The following is a 20,818-nucleotide window of genomic DNA, read 5'->3' as shown; positions in this document are numbered from 1 at the left end:
GCTTGCCCACGGCAAGTCGGCGATTTCCACTGGAAAGCATTATGCGGCGCTGGACTGGTTGTTTGGCGATCGGCATGGTTTTACAGTCGCATCCTGTGGGTGTTCTTGCAGCTGTACATGGCCCGGTCGGCAACACACAGCACGTGTGCGAAGTCCGGTCCGTCCCCCGGGTATAGAGCCAGCCCGATGCTGGCGCCCACCGATACCGCGGTGCCGCAGTCCAGCTGAATGGTTTGAGACAAGATGCGTGTCAATTTGCGGCTGACCAAGGCTACTTCCTTGGCATCGCGGACGGCTTCTACCAGCAGCACAAACTCATCGCCGCCAAGCCGCGCCACTGTGTCGCAAGTTCGCACCGAGGCCTGCAGGCGGCGGGCCACCGCCACCAGAACCGTGTCGCCAGCCGCGTGCCCGTAGTGGTCGTTGATGGCCTTGAACCCGTCCAGATCGACCATCAGGACCGCAAAGCAATCACCGTTGCGTTTGGCCCGCTCCATTGCGCAATGGAAGCGGTCTTGTAGCAACTTGCGATTGGCCAGCCCCGTCAATTCGTCATGGTGGAGTTGGGCTTCCAACTGCTGCTGGCGGTTGCGCAATTGCGCAATGATTTCTTCCAGCTCCGCTGTGCGTTGGGCTACGAGTTTCTCCAGCTGCACGGTGTCTGGCATGTCAGTTTCCCGGTGGCCAAAAACACCATGTTTGTTGATGCTGGGAGCATGCGGCGTGCTGCTGTCCGCATAGCGCCAATTTTTCATGCTATCCGCCCAAGTATGCGTGCCTGTGGGCCAGCTTGGCTCGGCCAGCATGGCCTACTGCAAGCCTGCTGCGATGACCAGCGGGGAGTCATGCGCTGGAGGGACTTCCTCCCCGGACCGGCTGCCAGACTGTTGCGAGCTTCGTAATAGGCTTGACGAGGTAGAGGATGTGGGCGGCGGGGAGGCCGCAGCGGCAATCGCCAGTACCAAGACAAAAACCAATGCCACGACCACGAGGTTTAAAACAATCAACATCTCACACACCTGTTCTTGAAATACGCGGGCCCTTAGACCTGCATGCTCTAACAAAAGGAGCTATCGCTCCAGGTCTGGCATGGGTGGCTCATATTGTGAAAATGCCGTTTGAAAGCTTTAAGCCTTTGCCAGATGGGCTTTACTTCTCAAGATGCGTGCCAATGAAAATATGCAATGAAATCAAAGGCGTAATGTGTTTTTCCAGGTGCAACTTGTCTGCTTTCACCGACATGCTTTGCCAGGCGAAGCAAAAATCCCAATGGAATCATGGGGTTGCACTGTCGGTGAAGACCGACAGCTGGACGCGGGTGAGCAGGCGGCCCGGGGCCAACTGCCCGGGTTCAAGCTGTTTCGTTGAACGATCTGCCGCGGCTGCGGCGGCCGCTTAAAGCTCGGAGATATTGATCACGATCAGCGACAGGTTGTCGCCAGTGCCACGTGCCCTGGACCGGGCCTTTTCGATTAAAAACCCCGTAGCATCCCGGGCCGACATACCCGACAGCACCGCGCCCAATTCGGTTTCGGTGAAGTAATGCCATACCCCGTCGCTGCAGGCCATAATCGCGTCGCCGGCTTGCAGTTGCGGCTGCATGTGTACGTCGATGGGTGGGTCGGCTTCGGTGCCCAGGCAGCCCAGAAGGATGTTGGAGTCGGGGTGGCTATTGGCCTCTTCCGCGGTGATTTCCCCGCGCTCCACCAAGGTTTGCACGTAAGAGTGGTCCAGCGTGCGTTTCAGCAGCTTGTCTTTGTGGTAGTGGTAAATGCGTGAGTCGCCCGTGTGGGCCCAATAGCATTGCCCTGTGGGCATGATGAGGAACAGAGCCGCAGTGCTATGGGGCTCCTCCTCGGCGGAAATCGCAGTTAGCTTGATGACCAGATGCGCCTCCGCGACGATATGTTTAAGCATGGCCGTCGCATCGTCGGCATAGGGGTCGAAGCGCTCAAACAGTTGCTTGGCCGTCATCATGACCTGGTCGGATGCTTTGCGTCCGCCGCTGCGTCCACCCATGCCATCGGCAATGACGCCGAGCACACAGCCAGTCACTCGGGCATGGCTTAACAGGATCAATTGGTCCTGTTGGTACTCCCGATCACCCTTGTGTAGTCCGGTAGAAGCCGTAATCCTGAAACCTGGAGTCATGGTGAGATGCTTCGTTGGGTAGTTGGCGCAGGGAACGTGTCCGCGGATAATGCGAACACCCATTTGAATATCCGCATTATCCCGTCATCTACGGGGCAAGACGGCCCCCTTCGCCACAGATTGCTGCCTTGAACGTCAACCTCCACTCACCAGAACGCCATTTGATAGAGCTACGCATGGAGCATGCAGATCTGGATGCCACCATAGACCGGTTGGTCGAGCATATGCCCTTGGACGAGCTCATGCTGCAGCGTCTGAAGAAGCGGCGTTTGGCATTGCGTGACAGGATTTCTCGCCTGGAAATTGCGCTTGATCCCAAAGAGCCCGCCTGATGGATTTGCAGCGCCAGGTCGCTGAAGCGTTTTCTCCGCTCGGGGCCTTGGCTCGGACGACGCCACAGTTCGCCCCGCGACAAGGGCAGCTGGACATGGCGCTGGCGGTTGCCCGTACCGTGGAGGAGGGCGGTGTACTGGTGGTTGAGGCGGGTACAGGCGTCGGTAAGACATTTGCCTATCTGGTGCCTGCACTGCTGAGTGGCGAGCGGGTGTTGCTATCCACTGCCACCAAAACATTGCAAGACCAGTTGTTTGGACGGGACTTGCCTGGGCTGCTGCAGGCCTTGGGTCTGGTGTTGCGTACCGCCTTGCTCAAGGGGCGTGGCAGCTACTTGTGCCTGCACAGGATGGGGCAGGCCCGCATGGGTACGCCTTTGGCTGCGGCAGTACTACCGATACTGGCCCAAATTGAGCGGTGGTCGCAGTCCACCCGAACAGGGGATTTGGCCGAGCTTTCTGATCTGGACGAACGATCTTCCCTGCTGCCACTGGTTACATCCACGCGTGAAAACTGCCTGGGGGCGCAGTGCCCTCAGTTCCGAGCCTGCCACGTGAATTTGGCGCGCCGGGAGGCATTGGCTGCCGATGTGGTGGTGATCAACCACCATGTGTTCTTTGCCGACTTGGCGGTGCGTGAGTCGGGCATGGCCGAGCTGCTTCCTAGCGCGCGGATCGCGATTTTCGACGAGGCGCACCAGTTCAACGAAACTGGTGTGCAGTTCTTGGGTAACCATCTCGGTACGGGGCAACTGCTGGATTTTGGGCGAGACGTGCTGGCGGCAGGGCTGCAGCAGGCGCGTGGCCTGGTGGCTTGGCAAGATGTGGTTTTTGCTTTGGAGCGGGCCACGCGCGAATTGCGTCTGGTGTTGGGCTCCATGCCAGCGGGTACCAAGTTACGCTGGGCTGGCGCAGCGCCCGATGGCGTGTCTGAAGATCTATGGGATGAGGCCATGGTCGATGTGGCGGCGTCCTTGCGGCAGGCTATATCGGCTTTGGATACGGTGACCGAGCTGGCGCCAGACTTCGTGCGATTGCACGAACGGGCCGTTGCACTGGCTGAGCGCACACAGCAGTTTGCCCATCCGTGTGCACCAGAGTCGGTGCGTTGGCTGGATGTGGGGGCGCAACTGCGTCTTACAGAATCACCCCTGGACATCGCGAGCGCAGTACAAACCCGTTTGCTGGATGGCAGTGAATCTGCATCCTCCAAGTCCTGGGTGTTCACTTCGGCAACCTTGGGTGATGATGAAGGTTTGACCTGGTTTACCGAGCGCTGCGGTCTGCCCGACGCCATATGTTTACGCGTTGACAGTCCGTTTGATTACGCTGCGCAAGCTACTTTGTACGTGCCGCGCCAGCTGCCCAAGCCCAATGACCCAACGCATAGCGCGCAGGTTGCGGTGTTCGCGGCCGAGGCGGTGCGCAATCTAGGAGGGCGCACCATGGTGCTCACAACCACATTGCGGGCTTTGCGGGCGATTGGCGATAGTTTGCAGGCCGCTTTTGCCGACGACCCGCTTATCGAAGTATTGGTGCAGGGGCAATGGCCAAAGCGTCAGCTGATGGAGCGCCTTCGCCTAGGCGCGTCCAATGGCTTGCCGGGTTGTGTGCTGGTGGCATCTGCCTCTTTTTGGGAGGGTGTGGATGTGCCGGGTGACAGCTTGCAGATGGTGATCATCGATAAGCTGCCGTTTCCACCGCCTAATGATCCTGTGGTGGAAGCGCGCACCCGGCGTATAGAGTCCCTGGGAGGTAGTCCGTTTATGGACTACTTTGTGCCTGAAGCGGCAGTCGCTCTAAAACAGGGAGCCGGCCGCCTGATTAGGCACGAATCAGACCAGGGCATGCTGGTGGTCTGCGACACCCGCCTGGTTACGATGGGGTACGGTAAACGCTTGCGTTCTGCCTTGCCGCCGATGCGGGTGCTAAAGACAGAAGTCGAATTTCAGCTGGCCTTGGCGCACCTGCGCGCGCTCACCACAGCTTCCACCATGGCGAGTCCTTAGCTTTGAAGCCTCGGCTGACATATTCACTTTGCGGGTAGTTTTGCGCCAGTACCCGTTGGGTATCGTCACGCAGCTGTGTCATGCCCAAAGCTTCATAAGACTTCACCATGATGTACAGAGCCTCTTCAAGCGCCGGCACATTGCTGTAATCGGTCAACGCGGCCTGTGCACGGTTGATAGCTGCTACATAGGCCCCGCGGGTGTAGTAGTAGCGCGCAACATGCACTTCGTACTGCGCCAAGGAGTTGACGATATAGGTCATGCGCAACACCGCGTCAGGGGTGTAGCGTGAGTCAGGGAAGCGCGTGCTCAATTCCTTGAATGCTTCGAACGACTCCTTGGCCGCTTTCTGGTCACGTTCCGACAGGTCCTGGCGGGTTATGAACGAGAACATCCCGAGGTCCTCGTTGAAATTCACCACACCCTTCAGGTAGAGCGCGTAGTCCAGTGCGGGGCTGGCGGGGTGTAGCTTGAGAAAGCGGTCCAGCGTGGCCAGAGCCTGGGCTTTATCGCCTGACTTGTAGTGTGCATAAGCCTTTTCAAGCTGGGCTTGCTGTGCCAGTGGTGTGCCTGCAGCGCGCCCTTCCAGTTTCTCGAACAAGCCGGCGGCCTTGTCGTAGGCGCCGGCATTGAGCTCGTCTTTTGCCTCTGAATAAATTTTGTTGGGGCTCCAATTGACTGTTTTGTCTTCGGCCACAGTCGAGCAAGCCGATAAAACGACGGCCAAACTGGCCATCCACAAGCTGGGGAACACCGATAATCTAGAGCGCAACATCACTGGCTACTTTCTTGAAACTAAGCAATTTGATTATATCGACCGACCTTGTGGCAGAAGAGGCGGTGGAAAGTGCCGTCGACATGGTGGAGTCCGAGCTTCGCCCGCTGTTTATTCCCGAGGCACAGCATGGCGCGCGGCTGGACCGTGCGCTGGTCGAGTTGGTGCCGGAGTTTTCTCGTAACTACCTGCAGCAGTTGATTGAATCCGGCGCGGTGACCCTGCAGGGAAAGCAGGTTTGCAAGCCTTCTGCCAAAGTGCGCTTAGGCGACACAGGCAGCATCGAGCTGCGTCCCACGCTGCAAAGCCAGGCGTTTAAGCCAGAGGCAATGGCGCTGGATGTGGTGTTCGAGGATGAGTATTTGCGGGTGATTCATAAGCCTGCGGGCTTGGTGGTGCATCCTGCGCCTGGCAACTGGAGTGGCACATTGCTCAATGGCCTGCTGGCGCGTGATGTGCAGGCCCAATTGCTGCCCCGTGCCGGTATCGTGCATAGGCTCGACAAGGACACCAGTGGCTTGATGGTGGTGGCGCGGACCCGGGCCACCATGGATGCCTTGGTCGCCTTGATTGCTGCGCGCGAAGTCAGCCGCCAATACCTGGCGCTGGCGCACAAGCCTTGGCAGGGACCGGCAACCCGCAGCGTCGAGCTGCCGATTGGCCGTGATCCGCGAAATCGTTTGCGCATGGCAGCTGTCGATTTGAACCTGCATGCGGGAAAAGCCGCACGGACCGATATCGCGCTGCTGCAGAATTTCGACCAGGGCTGTTTTGTGCGGTGTACCTTGCATACGGGGCGTACCCACCAGATCCGGGTCCACATGGCGTCGACGGGACATTCCTTGGTCGGCGATGTTTTGTATGGTGGCTCGCCTGCTGTTGGTTTGACCCGGCAGGCGCTGCATGCGACGCAGCTGGAATTTGTGCATCCCATGACCGGCGCTGCCTTGCGTTTTCATGCACCTTTGCCCGATGATATGCGCCAGTCACTGGCGTTATGGGGCCTCAGTTACAATGGATGAAAGCGTTTTGAGGCTCAGGCAGTAGTTCTGACGCTCGCTGGTTTTGCGACACCCCTTGGGGCTGGCTGCACTTTAAACCCCACGCTGTCGATTTCGCGCCGCTGAAGGCGCTTTTTCCGGGATAGTCCACACCATGAATACGGCAGAGGCCAAACGCGTCCTCGAAGCTGCGCTGATATGTTCACCGCAGCCCTTGCCTGTGCGCGATATGCGCGTGCTGTTCCAGGATGCCTTGGGTGCCGACACGGTGAAGTCCTTGTTGTTGGACTTGCAAAACGACTGGGCCCAGCGCAGTGTCGAGCTGGTCAACGTGGCCACGGGCTGGCGCTTTCAAAGCCGCCCCGAAATGCGCGAGTACCTGGACCGTCTGCATCCTGAAAAGCCGCCACGCTACAGCCGCGCCACTTTGGAAACCTTGGCGATCATCGCTTACCGCCAGCCGGCGACGCGGGGCGACATGGAAGAGATCCGTGGCGTCACCATCAGTGCCATGATCATCAAACAACTGGAAGATCGGGGTTGGATTGAGGTGATCGGCCACCGCGAAACCGTGGGGCGCCCTGCCTTGTTTGCTACGACCCGCCAGTTTTTGGACGATTTGGGCCTGTCTTCGCTGGACCAGCTGCCGCTGGCGGATGACCCGGTCCAGCGCGCTGAGCTGCTGGCTTCCTTGACCCAGCTGGAAGATCCTGCTCCGCTTGCAGATACTTCGGCGCCTGATTCACCCGATATTCCACCCATTTCACCTGAGGCATCTACCGAGACCGGTGATTCCCCGCTAGCTAACTAGGCCACCCCATGCATAACACCCCTATTGATCCTGCTCCGCTTGTTGCGCCCGATGACCAAGCCGATGCTGGGCTGTCGATCCCCCCGTCCCCTGGTCCGGCCGCTGAGGGTGATTCCGTGAACCGTTTCCTGGATGTGGTGTCTGGGCAGTTCGATGCCGACGAAGAAATAGCCGATCTGGCGCCCTTGAAGCGTGTACTCGCGCCCCAGGCGGAAAGCCCCAAGCTGCACAAGGTGTTGGCACAGGCGGGCATGGGTTCTCGGCTGGAGATGGAGCAACTTATTCTGGAAGGCCGGATTTCGGTCAACAACGAACCTGCCCACATTGGCCAACGCGTCCAGTTTGGCGACTCGGTCAAGGTGAACGGCAAGCCCGTGCGTTTCCGCATCGACCCACCGCCGGCACGTGTGATTGCATACCACAAGCCCGTGGGCGAGGTGGTTACCAATGACGATCCGCAGAACCGGCCCACCGTATTCCGCCGCTTGCCCAAGCTGTACCAAGGCAAATGGCAGTCGGTAGGTCGACTGGATCTGAATACCGAAGGCCTGCTGCTGTTTACCAGCTCGGGCGAATTGGCCAACCAGCTCATGCATCCGCGTTTCGGGCTGGAGCGTGAATACGCGGTGCGGGTACTGGGTGCGCTGAGCAAGGAAGAAAAGCAGCGTTTGCTCGACGGCGTCCAGCTGGATGATGGCATGGCATCCTTTGGCAGCATCGAAGACGGTGGTGGCGAGGGCTCCAATTGCTGGTACCGCGTAACTATCTCCGAAGGGCGCAACCGTGAGGTCCGGCGCATGCTGGAGGCGGTGGGCCATGCGGTCAGCCGTCTGATCCGCATCCGCTACGGCGCCATGCTGTTGCCACGCGGTCTCAAGCGCGGTGGATGGATGGAGTTGGATGAGCGCGATATTCAGGCCCTGGTGCAGGCGGCCAACAAGGCCCCAGCGAGTGAGTTTGACGAGGTTCCGCGCCAGGCACGCGCCCCAAGCCGCCGCCCGTCCAACCCTGCCGATGTCCGGCCGGCGCCTAACCGTACCCGTGGTGGCCGCAATACGGGTGGCCGCGGTCCCCGTCCATCGGGTGTCAACGCGCCTGCCGGCCCCAACCCTCTGGTCACCAACCAGATTGGCGGCAAAGGCCGTGGCCAAGGTCGCAAAGACCCGGCGGACCGCGCGCCTGGCGGCGCCCAGCCCGATCCCATGAAAACCGCTTTTGGCTACATTGGTGCCGATAGCTTCACCCGCCAGCGCAAAGAATCGAACCAGGGCGGACCACGGCGTGGCGGTGGTTCTGGCGGTGGCGGTAACGGCGGGCAGCGCCGCAGTGGTGGGCGCAGCCGTTAAAAGAATAGCGCCAATCGCCCGTGACTACGGGCCTGTTCGCAAAGTGGACATGCTGCCGGGTTAAACTCGCAGGCTTTGCTTAGTTGGCAAAATTTCAAAAAATCCCAATTTCAGAATTTTCAGGAAAAAATTATGGCTATCGAACGCACTCTCTCCATCATCAAGCCCGACGCCGTTGCCAAGAACGTTATCGGCCAAATCTACGCCCGTTTTGAAGCTGCTGGCCTGAAGGTCATCGCTGCACGCATGGCCCATCTGTCGCGCGGCGAAGCCGAAGCTTTCTACGCTGTGCACAAAGCCCGTCCTTTCTTCAAGGATCTGGTCGATTTCATGGTGTCCGGCCCCGTCATGATCCAGGCGCTGGAAGGCGAAAACGCGATTCTGAAGAACCGCGACCTGATGGGCGCAACCGATCCCAAGAAGGCTGACGCCGGCACCATCCGTGCTGACTTCGCTGACAGCATCGACGCCAACGCTGTGCACGGCTCTGACGCTGCTGAAACCGCCAAGGAAGAAATCGCTTTCTTCTTCGCCGGTCTGAACGTTTACTCCCGCTAAATCCAGCGCTGGTATGCAATGACGGCCAACCTGCTCGAATTTGACCTCGACGGCTTGGCCGCGTTTTGCGAACGGCTCGGTGAGAAGCGCTTCCGCGCCACCCAGCTGTTCCGCTGGATCCACCAACGCGGCGCCACCGAGTTTGACCAGATGAGTGATCTGGCCAAGTCCTTGCGTGGCAAGCTCGCCACCAGTGCCCATGTGCAGGGCTTGCCCATCATCAGCCAGCATGAGTCTGCCGATGGCACCATCAAATGGTTGTTCGATGTGGGCGATGGCAATGCCGTGGAAGCGGTTTTCATTCCCGAAGACGACCGTGGCACGCTGTGTATCTCGTCCCAGGCGGGTTGCGCAGTCGGCTGCCGCTTTTGTTCTACCGGCCACCAAGGTTTCAGCCGCAACCTCACCACCGGTGAAATTCTTGCGCAGCTCTGGTTTGCCGAACACTTTCTACGTAAGCACCTCAATACCCCGGACCGCGTCATTTCCAATGTGGTGATGATGGGCATGGGCGAGCCCTTGCAGAATTACAACGCGCTGGTGCCAGCCCTCAAGGTCATGCTGGATGACCATGGCTACGGCCTGTCGCGCCGCCGGGTCACCGTATCCACCTCGGGCGTGGTGCCCATGATCGACCGCCTGGGCCAGGATTGCCCGGTCGCCTTGGCGGTCTCCCTACACGCACCCAACGACCCGCTGCGCGACAACCTGGTGCCGTTGAACAAGAAATATCCGCTGGCCGAGTTGCTGGAGTCGTGTAACCGCTATCTGGCCAACGCGCCACGCGATTTCATTACCTTTGAATACTGCATGCTCGATGGTGTGAATGACCAGCCCGAGCATGCCCAGCAACTGATTGCCCTGGTGCAGCAGCACCGCCGGCCCGGCGTATGGTGCAAGTTCAACCTGATTCCATTCAACCCCTTTCCCGCATCGGGCTTGCTGCGTTCGCCCATGGCCCGGGTGACGGCGTTCGCCAAGATGCTGAGTGATGCGGGCATTGTGACCACGGTGCGCAAGACCCGCGGTGACGATATCGATGCTGCGTGTGGTCAGCTGGCCGGTGATGTGAAAGACCGCACCCAGGTGGTCAAGCGCATGGCCCAGCAACGCATTGTGATGATGGCGCAGGTTCCGCCAGTGGTCGAAGTATCCAAAGGGGCTTGAGGCATGCAAAATTTTCTGCACATCGGTGCGTTGGTTCGTTTGTTCGCCTGTGTGTCGGTGCTGGCCTGGCTGCAGGGCTGTACTACGACGACCACCACAACCACGACTTCGTCTTCCAGCGCCACGACAAATAGCACGCCGACGCCGCGGCAGGTGACTGCACCGATTGCACAAGGCGAGTTGCTCACCGAGTCTGACGAGCCCGAGGCCCGCAAGCGTGCCCGCACCCGCATGCAGCTGGCGGTGGCTTATTTTGAACAAGGCCAGACCACAGTGGCTTTGGACGAGCTGAAACAGGCGCTGGCGGTGGACCCGTCTTTTGCGGATGCTTTCAATTTGCGCGGCCTGATCTACCTGCGCCTCAACGACATGCGTCTGGCCGAAGACAGCTTCCGCCGTGCCATGGCCCTGAATCCCCGCGAACCCAATACCTTGCACAACTACGGTTGGCTCATGTGCCAGCAGGGCCGCTACCCTGAATCGATACAGATGTTCGAGCAGGCGCTGGCCAACCCCACCTATGGCGGCCGGGCCAAGACCCTGATGGCCCAAGGCCTGTGCCAGCAACGCGCCGGCCTGCTGCCCGAGGCGGAACGTAATTTGTCGCGTTCCTACGAGCTGGATGCAGGCAACCCGATCACCGGCTACAACTTGGCGACCCTGCTGTACCAGCGCGGCGAATGGCTGCGCGCCCAGTTCTACATCCGCCGGTTGAATAATTCCGAACTGGCCAACGCCGAGTCCCTGTGGCTGGGCATCAAGGTCGAGCGCCGCATGGAAAACCGCGAGGCCATGCAGCAGTTGGTAGAACAATTGAGAAAACGCTATGGCCAATCGCGTGAATTGGCGGCCTATGAAAGAGGTGCATTTGATGAGTGAGCCAGTGGGGCTGGAGGGTGGGGCGCTGCAACCGGCGTCGGATGCAGTGAATTCCGCTGTGCAGGCCGGACAATATTTGCGCCAGGCGCGTGAGGCGACGGGCTTGCACGTTGCGGCCTTGGCCGTATCGCTCAAGGTGCCGGTGTCCAAACTGGAGGCGCTGGAGGCTGGCCGCATGGATTTGTTGCCCGACCTGACCTTTGCGCGCGCCTTGGCCGCCAGCGTGTGCCGCAACCTAAAGATCGATCCCGCACCGGTGCTTGAACATCTGCCGCCCACTGGCGCATCGCGTCTGGGCGCCGAAGCCCCGGCCATGAACACACCGTTTCGCCCGCCGGGCTCCGGCCCGCGCCTCTCGTTCCGCTCGCAGCTGCGGAACCCGGCCGTGCTGGCGGTTGCGGCTCTGTTGCTGGGCGCTGTAGCCGTGGCCCTGTGGCCCCAGGCGCCCGAACCAACTGCAGTCTTGGCGCCCGGTGGCGAGGTGGCGGATGGGCCTGTGGCCGCCATGCCTGCGCCAGACGCCTCGGTGCCGCTGGCCGAACCCGTCTCGGCTGTGCCTGCGGCACCCGCTGCGGTGGCTTCTGCGCCGGTGCTTGCTCCTGCCGTGGTGGCGGCCAGTGCGCCGGTGGCCGTGTCGGCTGCTGCTGCGGTGCTGACCGCCAAGGCCGAATCCTGGGTCAAGGTAACCGATGCCAAGGGCGTCGTCTCGCTGGGCCGTATTCTGGCCCCGGGTGAGGTGGTCGAAGTGGCCGGTACCTTGCCGTTGGCGGTGGTGGTCGGCCGGGTCGATGCGGTGCAGCTGCAGGTGCGTGGCCAGCCTTTCGACATGCTGCCTTTTGCCAAAGACCACGTGGCCCGTTTCGAGGTGAAATGATGGACGACGCAATGGACTTCCTGACCCCGGTGGATGCCGCCGCCCCCCGCGTGCGCAATAGCTACCAGGCCCATGTGCGCTGGGGTGCGCGCGATGTGACCGTGGGCGGCGACGCCCCGGTGCGCGTGCAGTCCATGACCAATACCGACACGGTGGATGCCATCGGCACCGCCATCCAGGTGAAAGAGCTGGCCCTGGCCGGCTCGGAGATGGTGCGCATCACCGTCAACACGCCCGAAGCCGCCCAAGCGGTGCCCTATATCCGCGAACAGCTGGACCGCATGGGCATCGACGTGCCGCTGGTCGGCGACTTCCATTACAACGGCCACCGCCTGTTGACCGAGTTCCCGGCCTGCGCCGAGGCCCTGTCCAAGTACCGCATCAACCCCGGCAATGTGGGCAAGGGTGACAAGCGCGATCGCCAGTTCGGCCAGATGATCGAAGCCGCGGTGCGCTGGAACAAGGCCGTGCGCATCGGCGTCAATTGGGGCAGCCTGGACCAGGAGCTACTGGCCGGCCTGATGGACGAAAACAGCCGCCGTGCCGTGCCCTGGGACGCCAAACCGGTGATGTACCAGGCGTTGATCACCTCCGCCGTGGAATCAGCCCGGCTGGCCGAGTCCATGGGTCTGCCGCCCGAGCAAATCATTCTGTCCTGCAAGGTCAGTGGCGTGCAGGACCTGATCTCGGTCTACCGCGCGCTGTCGCAGCGCTGCCGCTATGCGCTGCACCTGGGCCTGACCGAAGCCGGCATGGGCACCAAGGGCACGGTGGCCTCCAGCGCCGCCCTGGCCGTGTTGCTGCAAGAAGGCATTGGCGACACCATCCGGGTTTCGCTGACGCCGCAGCCCGGCGAAGCGCGTACCCAAGAAGTCGTGGTGGCGTCGGAAATCCTGCAGGCCCTGGGCCTGCGCAGCTTTGTGCCCAGCGTCACCGCCTGCCCGGGCTGTGGCCGCACTACCAGCACTACGTTCCAGGAACTGACTAAGCAGATTGACGACTTCCTGCGCGCGCAGATGCCGGTTTGGCGTAAGCAGTATCCGGGCGTGGAGGCCATGAAAGTGGCCGTGATGGGCTGCATCGTCAACGGCCCGGGCGAGAGCAAGCACGCCGACATCGGCATCAGCCTGCCCGGCACCGGCGAAGCGCCGGCCGCGCCGGTGTACATCGACGGTGAAAAAAGCGTGACCCTGCGCGGCGACAACATTGCCCAGGAATTCCAGGTGATCGTCGAAAACTACATCGCCAAGCGCTTTGGCGCGCATGTGACCGCGTAGCCAAATTTGGGCATCAAATCGGCCTCTGGCGCATATTTAGTATGCGCAAGTAGCTATCAAAATAATAGTAATTGGATTTATGGCTGACAAACTCACTGCCGTCAAAGGCATGAACGACATACTGCCGCCCGACTCTGCGCGTTGGGAATGGCTAGAAGACAAGGTGCGCACGCTGATGGCGCGCTCGGCCTACCGCATGATCCGCACGCCCATCGTCGAACCCACGGCCTTGTTCGTGCGCGGCACCGGCGAGACCACCGACATCGTCGAGAAGGAGATGTACTCCTTCGAAGACCGGCTGAACGGCGAACAGCTGACCCTGCGCCCTGAAAACACGCCCGGCGTAGTGCGTGCAGCGATCCAGCACAACCTTACCTATGACGGCGGCAAGCGCCTGTATTACATGGGCCCGATGTTCCGCCACGAGCGGCCCCAGCGCGGCCGTTACCGCCAGTTCTACCAACTGGGCGTGGAGGCCTTGGGTTTCTCCGGCCCCGAGGTCGACGCCGAAATCATGCTGCTGGCCAGCGAGTTGTTTGCCAATCTGGGCCTGCGCAATGTGCGCGTCGAGCTGAACAGCCTGGGTGTGCCGGCCGAGCGCCAGGCCCACCGCGCCGCGCTGATCGCCTACTTCGAACAGCACCGCGAGCTGCTGGACACCGATGCCCAGCGCCGCCTGCTGACCAACCCGCTGCGCATCCTGGACACCAAGAACCCCGCGATGCAGGCCATGGTGCAGGGCGCGCCACAGCTGCTCAGCTACCTGGGCGAAGCCTCACTCAAGCATCTGGACACGGTGCAGACCCTGCTGACCGGCTGCGGCGTTAAATGGACCGTGAATCCGCGCCTGGTGCGTGGTTTGGATTACTACAGCCACACGGTGTTCGAATTCATCACCGACGAGCTGGGCGCGCAGGGTACCTTGTGCGGCGGCGGCCGCTACGATGGCCTGTTTGAGCTGCTGGGCGGCAAGCCAACCCCGGCCGTCGGCTGGGGCATGGGCATAGAGCGTGTGCTGGAGCTGATCAAGGAGCAGGGCGCCGAGCTGCCGGCTCTGGCGGCCGACGCCTATGCGGTCGTGCCCGATGCCGCGGCCTTGCCGGCGGCTATGCAAACCCTGCAAACCCTGCGCCGTGCCGGCATACAGGTGCAAATGCACGCCGGCGCCGGCGAAGGCATGGGCAGCATGAAGTCGCAGCTGAAGAAGGCCGACGGCAGCGGAGCCCGGTTCGCCCTGATTTTTGGCGCCGACGAACTGGCGCAAAACCAGGTCACCGTCAAATCCCTGCGCGACGGCAGCGGGGCGCAAACCACCCAGTCCCTGGCCGATGTGGCTACCTGGGCGCCGACCCTACAATCGAACGCTTGACTCTTAGAACCTTATGGCAAACCACCTCGACCTTGAAGAACAAGAACAGCTTGACGAGCTCAAAGCATTCTGGAACCGTTTCGGCAACCTGATTACCTGGATTCTGATCGTGGTGCTGGCCGGTTTTGCCGGCTGGAACGGCTACCAGTACTGGCAGCGCAGCCAGGCCGCACAAGCCGCCGCCCTGTATGACGAGGTGGACCGCGCCAGCAAGGCCGGCGACGTGGCCAAGGTGGAGCGCGCTTTCTCCGACATGAAGGACAAGTACGGCCGCACCACCTTTGCCCAGCAAGCCGGTCTGCTGGCAGCCAAAACCCTGTTTGAAAAAGGCAATGTCGATGCCGCCAAGGCCGCGTTGACCTGGGTGGCCGACCAATCTTCCGACGAGGGCTACCAGGCCGTGGCGCGCCTGCGCCTGGCGGGCGTGCTGCTGGAAGCCAAGTCGTATGACGAAGCCCTGAAGCTGTTGTCCGGCAGCTTCGGCAAGGAATTCGAACCCCTGGTGGCCGACCGCAAGGGCGACGTTTACGCATTGCAAGACAAGAAGGCCGATGCCATCGCCCAGTACCAGATCGCCTACAAAGGCCTGGACGCGCAGGACGATTACCAGCGCATCGTGGAAGTCAAGCTCAACAGCCTGGGTGTCGATCCGCGTCCTGCGGCCCCTGTGGTTACCGTCGCCAGCCCCGTTACTGTAGAAGTCAAAAAATAATGCAAAAAACGCCTCTAGCGCATACATTGCGTGCGACAGCAGCTATTCTTTTGGTAGCGGCCCTGGCCGCCTGCTCCAGCACTCCTGACAAGCCCAAGCCGGCGGATCTGCCGGCCAACGTCGCCCTGCTGGGCGTGCGCCAGGCCTGGACGGCCAAGCTGGGCGAAGTCGGCTTTCCGCTGGAGGTGAACGTCAATGGCGGCACGGTGGCGCTGGCCACCGGCAATGGCACCGTGCTGGCTCTGGATGCCCGCACCGGCCGCGAGCTGTGGCGTACCGCCGTCGGCGCGCCTTTGTCGGCAGGCGTGGGCAGCGATGGCAAGGTCACGGCCGTGGTGACCCGCGACAACGAAGTCATTGCATTGGAATCCGGCAAAGTGCTGTGGCGCCAACGGCTCGGCGCGCAAGCCTATACCGCACCGCTGGTGGCCGGCGGCCGGGTGTTCGTGTTGGCGGCAGACCGTTCGGTCAGCGCCTTTGACGGGCAAACCGGGCGCAAGCTGTGGAACCAACAGCGTACCGGCGAAGCCCTGGTGTTGGGCCAGTCCAGCGTCTTGTTGGCGGTTGGCGATACCCTGGTGTCCGGCGTGTCCGGCCGCCTGGTCGGCATGAACCCAACGAATGGCAGCACCCGCTGGGAAGCCCCGATTGCCGCGCCACGCGGCACCAATGACGTGGAGCGCCTGGTGGACCTGGTCGGCCGCGTCAGCCGCGTCGGTGACGTAGTGTGCGCCCGCGCCTTCCTGTCGGCCGTGGGCTGTGTGGATGCGGCGCGTGGCCGTCTGTTGTGGACCAAACCCGCGCAGGCGTCCGAAGGCGTGCATGGCAACGAGCAAATGGTGTTCGGCACCGAAAGCGATGGCAAGGTCATCGCCTGGCGCCGTGAAAATGGCGAGCAGGCCTGGGTTTCCGAGCGCCTGCGCTACCGCAGTCTGTCGGCGCCCTTGGCCGTGGGCCGCTCGGTCGCCGTGGGCGATGGCACGGGTCTGGTACATTTCCTGTCCCGCGAAGACGGGAGCCCGCTGACCCGTATGGCCACCGATGGCTCCGCTATCGTGACTGCTCCCGTGCTGGCGGGTGACACCGTGGTCGTCGTGACCCACAACGGTGGCATCTACGGCTTCCAGCCTGAATAACTCTATGCGTCAGCCGATCTGCGCCATCCTATGAAACCAGTTTTGGCCTTAGTCGGTCGCCCCAATGTGGGCAAATCCACCCTGTTCAACCGCCTCACCAAGTCGCGCGATGCGATCGTGGCGGACTTTGCCGGGCTCACCCGTGACCGCCACTACGGCAATGGCCGCCAGGGCAAGCACGAATACATCGTTATCGATACCGGTGGCTTCGAGCCGGATGCCGATAGCGGCATCTACAAGGAAATGGCCAAGCAGACCCGCCAGGCCGTGGCCGAGGCCGATGTGGTGATTTTTGTGGTCGATGCCCGGGGCGGCTTGTCGGCCCAGGACCACGACATCGCCAAATACCTGCGCCGCCTGGGCAAGCCTTGCATCTTGACGGCCAACAAGGCCGAAGGTATGAAGGAAGGCCACCAGTTGGTGGATTTCTACGAGCTCGGTTTGGGCGAGGTGTATCCGATTTCGGCGGCACACGGCCAGGGCATCCGTGACCTGGTGGATCTGGCGCTGGCGCCACTGAATCTGGCCGAACCGGAAGACGACGAAGAGGGTGTAGACATCGGCGTGACCAAGCTGGCCGTGGCCGGGCGCCCGAATGTGGGTAAGTCGACGCTGATCAACACCTGGTTGGGCGAAGAGCGCCTGGTCGCCTTCGATATGCCCGGCACCACCCGCGACGCCATCAGTGTGCCGTTCGAGCGGAACGGCCACAAGTTCGAGCTGATCGACACCGCTGGCCTGCGCCGTAAGGGCAAGGTTTTTGAAGCCATCGAGAAGTTCTCGGTGGTGAAGACGCTGCAGGCGATCGAGACCTGCCACGTCGTGCTGCTGTTGATCGATGCCACCCAGGGCGTGACCGACCAGGACGCGCATATTGCGGGCTACATCCTGGAAAGCGGCCGTTCGGTGGTGCTGGCGATCAACAAATGGGATGCGGTGGACGCCTACCAGCGCCAGTTGGTGATGAGATCCATCGAAACCCGCCTGGCCTTCCTGAAGTTTGCCTCCATGCACTACATCTCGGCCATCAAGCGCCAGGGGTTGGGTCCGTTGTGGGCTTCGATCCTGCAAGCCCACCAGGCGGCGATGTGCAAGATGTCTACCCCGGTGCTCACGCGTTTGCTGCTGGAAGCCACGGCTTTCCAGAGCCCGCAGCGCGCCGGCATGTTCCGCCCCAAGCTGCGTTACGCCCACCAGGGCGGTATGAACCCGCCGGTCATCATCATCCACGGCAACTCGCTGGAGCATGTGACCGAGGCCTATAAGCGCTTTCTGGAAGGGCGTTTCCGCAAGGCTTTCAACCTCACGGGCACACCTTTGCGCATCCAGATGAAGTCGGCAGCCAACCCTTACGCTGACAAAGACGATTGAGTCTCAACATATTTGGTGGGGACTTACCCCGGCTAAACCCTGATTGTGCGAAGCGCTGTGGTAAGGTCCAACCTTCTTTAACATCTTCACAACACGGAGAATATCGTGAGCAATAAAGGGCAGCTTCTTCAAGACCCGTTTCTCAATACCTTGCGCCGTGAGCATGTGCCTGTGTCGATTTATCTCGTCAACGGCATTAAGCTCCAGGGCCAGATTGAGTCTTTTGACCAATATGTTGTGCTGTTGCGCAATACCGTGACCCAAATGGTCTACAAGCACGCGATCTCCACCATCGTTCCCGGCCGCGCAGTCAATTTCTCGGCTGCCGACGATGCGGCGGCGGTAGACGCGGCGGCTTGAACCGGTACGCTTCTCCTCTGGTGGGCCGAACACTCGCAACGGTGTTCGGCCCATTAGTGCATTTTCCCCTTACCTGTTTTTGATTTGAGTTCTTCCGATACTCCTGACATGCCGCTGGCCGTTTTGGTTGGCGTAGATCTCGGCACTCCCCATTTTGATAAAGAGCTCGAAGAGCTAGGCCTGCTGGCCGATACCGCTGGCATGCGGGTCGTGGCGCGCATCACCTGCAAGCGCCAGGCGCCTGATGCCGCGCTGTTTGTTGGCAGCGGCAAGGCCGACGAAATCAAGCTGCTGGCCCAAATGCATGGCGCCACCGAAATCCTGTTCGACCAAAGTCTGAGTCCCGCGCAGCAGCGCAACCTGGAGCGCCATTGCGAGCTACCGGTCAACGACCGGACCATGCTGATCCTGACCATCTTTGCCCAGCGCGCGCGCAGCCACGAAGGCAAGTTGCAGGTTGAACTGGCTCGCCTGCAGTATCTGAGCACCCGCCTGGTTCGGCGCTGGTCGCACTTGGAACGGCAAAGCGGTGGTATCGGTATGCGCGGCGGCCCGGGTGAGAAGCAAATCGAGCTCGATCGCCGCATGCTGGGTGAATCGATCAAACGTACCAAAGAGCGCTTGCAGAAGGTAGTGCGTCAGCGCAGCACCCAGCGACGCCAGCGTTCGCGCCGCGATGCATTCACCATTTCACTCGTCGGCTATACCAACGCCGGCAAGTCCACGCTGTTCAATGCCTTGGTGAAGGCCCGGGCCTATACCGCTGACCAGCTGTTTGCCACGCTGGATACCACCACGCGCCAGCTGTATCTGGGTGATCATGAAGGCGGCGGGCGCTCGGTGTCGCTGTCGGATACCGTGGGGTTCATCCGCGACCTGCCGCACGGCCTGGTCGATGCCTTCCGCGCCACCTTACAGGAAGCGGCAGATGCCGATTTGCTGCTGCATGTGGTGGATGCGTCGAATCCGAATTTCCCCGAGCAAATGGCCGAAGTGGCTCTGGTGCTGCGCGAGATCGGTGCGGACGCCGTGCCGCAGCTGCTGGTATTTAATAAGCTGGATGCTCTTGATAAAGCGCGTTGGCCGCTGCAACTGCAAGATATGTTCGAGGTGGATGGCCAGCCCGTACCGCGTATTTTCCTGAGTGCCCAAACCGGAGAGGGATTGCCTGCATTGCGGCAGAAGTTGGCAGAGCTGGCATTGGCCAAAACGCCGAACGAGAATGCCCTTATGCAATTACCGGAATGGAATGAAGCTGGTGCCTGATTGGGCACAATACATGCATGACAACCAAGAGACTTGAGCGAATGAATCTCAATTTACGGGCCTTTAATCTGGCCGCATTGCCGGGTCGTATCCGGGGCATGTTCAATTTGAACGATCCCCGTTGGGGTCGCGGTGACGACAACAAGTCGGAATCCGACGGTGCGCAGAAGCCCGAGGGCGATCGCTCCAATGAGCCCAACAGAAACACGCCTAACCGCGGCCAAGGGCCGAACCAGGGGCCGCCGGATCTGGACGAGTTGTGGCGTGACTTCAACCGCAAGCTGAGTGGACTGTTCGGTAGCAACAAGCCTGGACAGCGCGGCAATGGTGGTTCCAACGGCGGCGGTGCGGGTGGCGGGTTCCAGCCTGACATGAAGAGCGCCGGCATTGGCATGGGCCTGATTGCCGCGGTAGTGGCACTGATCTGGCTGGGTACCGGCTTCTTCATCGTGCAAGAAGGCCAGCAGGCCGTGATCACCCAGTTCGGCAAGTACAAATCGACGGTAGGCGCAGGTTTCAACTGGCGTCTGCCGTACCCGATCCAGCGCCACGAGCTGGTGTTTGTGACCCAGATCCGTTCGGTGGATGTGGGGCGCGATGCCGTCATCAAGGCCACAGGCCTGCGTGAGTCGGCCATGCTGACCGAAGACGAAAACATCGTGGAAATCAAGTTTGCCGTGCAATACCGCCTGAGCGATGCGCGCGCCTTCTTGTTTGAAAGCAAAGACCCAACCGGCGCCGTGGTGCAGGCCGCTGAAACCGCAGTGCGTGAAGTGGTCGGCAAGATGAAGATGGATTCGGCCCTGGCCGATGAGCGCGACCAAATTGGCCCACGCGTACGCACCCTGATGCAAACCATTCTGGACCGCTACAACGTCGGTATCGAGGTGGTGGGCATCAACATGCAGCAAAGCGGTGTGCGTCCGCCCGAGCAAGTTCAGGCCGCGTTTGACGATGTGCTGAAAGCTGGCCAGGAGCGCGAGCGCGCCAAGAACGATGCCCAGGCATACGCCAATGATGTGGTGCCGCGCGCCGTAGGTTCGGCATCACGTCTCAAAGAAGAATCTGAAGCCTACAAAGCCCGAATCGTGGCCCAGGCCGACGGTGATGCGCAGCGCTTTCGCTCGGTGCTGACCGAGTACCAGAAGGCACCCCAGGTGACACGCGACCGCATGTACCTGGACACCATGCAGCAGGTGTACGGCAACGTCACCAAGGTCTTGGTGGATTCGCGCCAGGGTTCCAATTTGCTCTACCTGCCGCTGGACAAAATCATGCAGATGTCAGGCCAGACAGCCAACAGTGGCGCAGCTGCCGAAGCGCCTGCCGCCAATCCCGTGGTGCCGGTGGCACCCGCGGCCTTGTCCAATGATGCCCGCACGCGTGATAACTCGCGCTCACGCGACCGCGATGTACGCTAGGAG

20 protein-coding genes are annotated in these 20,818 nt (G+C 61.1%); 17 read left to right on the top strand and 3 right to left on the bottom strand.

Going from position 1 to position 20,818, the window contains the following annotated elements:
• Positions 1 to 80 precede the first annotated feature (80 nt).
• Positions 81 to 668, bottom strand: a complete 588-nt coding sequence (locus BLT66_RS21700; RefSeq protein WP_176955133.1) for a GGDEF domain-containing protein — start codon at positions 666 to 668, stop codon at positions 81 to 83.
• A gap of 727 nt (positions 669 to 1,395) precedes the next feature.
• Entirely contained in the window at positions 1,396 to 2,151 is a 756-nt protein-coding gene (locus BLT66_RS21695) for a PP2C family protein-serine/threonine phosphatase (RefSeq protein ID WP_092761348.1), read from the bottom strand.
• Positions 2,152 to 2,279: 128 nt separating this feature from the next.
• Between BLT66_RS21695 and BLT66_RS21690 the strand changes: the two genes are divergently transcribed.
• Together BLT66_RS21690 and BLT66_RS21685 are read left to right on the top strand one after the other, a co-directional pair.
• Complete coding sequence (locus tag BLT66_RS21690) at positions 2,280 to 2,483, top strand: YdcH family protein (protein ID WP_092761094.1); 204 nt, start codon at positions 2,280 to 2,282, stop codon at positions 2,481 to 2,483.
• Positions 2,483 to 4,492 carry an ATP-dependent DNA helicase gene (locus BLT66_RS21685; RefSeq protein WP_092761092.1) on the top strand — a complete coding sequence of 670 codons (2,010 nt, stop codon included), beginning with the start codon at positions 2,483 to 2,485 and terminating at the stop codon, positions 4,490 to 4,492. The genes BLT66_RS21690 and BLT66_RS21685 overlap by 1 nt, the downstream gene beginning before the upstream one ends.
• Here BLT66_RS21685 and BLT66_RS21680 read toward each other — a convergent pair.
• On the bottom strand, positions 4,461 to 5,267 hold the full coding sequence (locus BLT66_RS21680) for an outer membrane protein assembly factor BamD (RefSeq protein WP_092761090.1): 807 nt from the start codon (positions 5,265 to 5,267) through the stop codon (positions 4,461 to 4,463). The two genes, BLT66_RS21685 and BLT66_RS21680, sit on opposite strands and share 32 nt — an antisense overlap.
• A gap of 83 nt (positions 5,268 to 5,350) precedes the next feature.
• On the opposite strand from BLT66_RS21680, the gene BLT66_RS21675 reads away from it, so the two are divergent.
• The 15 genes from BLT66_RS21675 (at position 5,351) to hflK (ending at position 20,815) form a co-directional block, all read left to right on the top strand.
• Complete coding sequence (locus BLT66_RS21675; protein WP_092761346.1) at positions 5,351 to 6,289, top strand: RluA family pseudouridine synthase; 939 nt, start codon at positions 5,351 to 5,353, stop codon at positions 6,287 to 6,289.
• Positions 6,290 to 6,422: 133 nt separating this feature from the next.
• Entirely contained in the window at positions 6,423 to 7,079 is a 657-nt protein-coding gene (gene scpB / locus BLT66_RS21670; protein WP_092761088.1) for an SMC-Scp complex subunit ScpB, read from the top strand.
• An 8-nt stretch (positions 7,080 to 7,087) separates the two neighbouring features.
• The gene (locus BLT66_RS21665; protein ID WP_092761086.1) at positions 7,088 to 8,425 is read left to right on the top strand and encodes a pseudouridine synthase; all 1,338 of its coding nucleotides are present in this window, start codon (positions 7,088 to 7,090) and stop codon (positions 8,423 to 8,425) included.
• A gap of 132 nt (positions 8,426 to 8,557) precedes the next feature.
• Positions 8,558 to 8,983, top strand: coding sequence for a nucleoside-diphosphate kinase (gene ndk, locus BLT66_RS21660; protein ID WP_092761084.1), 426 nt, complete (start codon positions 8,558 to 8,560; stop codon positions 8,981 to 8,983).
• Between the two features lie 18 nt (positions 8,984 to 9,001).
• Positions 9,002 to 10,150 carry a dual-specificity RNA methyltransferase RlmN gene (gene rlmN, locus BLT66_RS21655; protein ID WP_092761082.1) on the top strand — a complete coding sequence of 383 codons (1,149 nt, stop codon included), beginning with the start codon at positions 9,002 to 9,004 and terminating at the stop codon, positions 10,148 to 10,150.
• Between the two features lie 3 nt (positions 10,151 to 10,153).
• Positions 10,154 to 11,029 carry a type IV pilus biogenesis/stability protein PilW gene (pilW, locus tag BLT66_RS21650; protein WP_092761080.1) on the top strand — a complete coding sequence of 292 codons (876 nt, stop codon included), beginning with the start codon at positions 10,154 to 10,156 and terminating at the stop codon, positions 11,027 to 11,029.
• The gene (locus BLT66_RS21645; RefSeq protein WP_176955132.1) at positions 11,022 to 11,903 is read left to right on the top strand and encodes a helix-turn-helix domain-containing protein; all 882 of its coding nucleotides are present in this window, start codon (positions 11,022 to 11,024) and stop codon (positions 11,901 to 11,903) included. The genes pilW and BLT66_RS21645 overlap by 8 nt, the downstream gene beginning before the upstream one ends.
• The gene (ispG, locus tag BLT66_RS21640) at positions 11,903 to 13,180 is read left to right on the top strand and encodes a flavodoxin-dependent (E)-4-hydroxy-3-methylbut-2-enyl-diphosphate synthase (protein ID WP_255407033.1); all 1,278 of its coding nucleotides are present in this window, start codon (positions 11,903 to 11,905) and stop codon (positions 13,178 to 13,180) included. Before BLT66_RS21645 ends, ispG begins: the two co-directional genes overlap by 1 nt.
• A 79-nt stretch (positions 13,181 to 13,259) precedes the next feature.
• A complete protein-coding gene (hisS, locus tag BLT66_RS21635) occupies positions 13,260 to 14,549 on the top strand; it encodes a histidine--tRNA ligase (protein WP_092761076.1) in 1,290 nt (429 codons plus the stop codon).
• 13 nt (positions 14,550 to 14,562) lie between these two features.
• Entirely contained in the window at positions 14,563 to 15,261 is a 699-nt protein-coding gene (locus BLT66_RS21630; protein WP_092761074.1) for a YfgM family protein, read from the top strand.
• The gene (gene bamB / locus BLT66_RS21625) at positions 15,261 to 16,397 is read left to right on the top strand and encodes an outer membrane protein assembly factor BamB (protein ID WP_092761072.1); all 1,137 of its coding nucleotides are present in this window, start codon (positions 15,261 to 15,263) and stop codon (positions 16,395 to 16,397) included. Before BLT66_RS21630 ends, bamB begins: the two co-directional genes overlap by 1 nt.
• Positions 16,398 to 16,427: 30 nt before the next feature.
• The gene (der, locus tag BLT66_RS21620) at positions 16,428 to 17,768 is read left to right on the top strand and encodes a ribosome biogenesis GTPase Der (RefSeq protein WP_092761069.1); all 1,341 of its coding nucleotides are present in this window, start codon (positions 16,428 to 16,430) and stop codon (positions 17,766 to 17,768) included.
• 105 nt (positions 17,769 to 17,873) lie between these two features.
• Positions 17,874 to 18,128, top strand: a complete 255-nt coding sequence (gene hfq, locus BLT66_RS21615) for an RNA chaperone Hfq (protein ID WP_092761067.1) — start codon at positions 17,874 to 17,876, stop codon at positions 18,126 to 18,128.
• A gap of 108 nt (positions 18,129 to 18,236) precedes the next feature.
• Positions 18,237 to 19,394 (top strand): GTPase HflX, encoded by a 1,158-nt coding sequence (hflX, locus tag BLT66_RS21610; RefSeq protein ID WP_092761065.1) that lies wholly within the window; start codon positions 18,237 to 18,239, stop codon positions 19,392 to 19,394.
• A 41-nt stretch (positions 19,395 to 19,435) separates the two neighbouring features.
• Complete coding sequence (gene hflK / locus BLT66_RS21605) at positions 19,436 to 20,815, top strand: FtsH protease activity modulator HflK (RefSeq protein WP_092761063.1); 1,380 nt, start codon at positions 19,436 to 19,438, stop codon at positions 20,813 to 20,815.
• The last annotated feature ends 3 nt before the right edge of the window (positions 20,816 to 20,818 follow it).

It is taken from the genome of Rhodoferax sp. OV413, assembly GCF_900104385.1.
Taxonomy (GTDB): Bacteria; Pseudomonadota; Gammaproteobacteria; order Burkholderiales; family Burkholderiaceae_C; genus Rhodoferax_B.
This window is presented reverse-complemented; position numbering and strand designations above follow the sequence as displayed.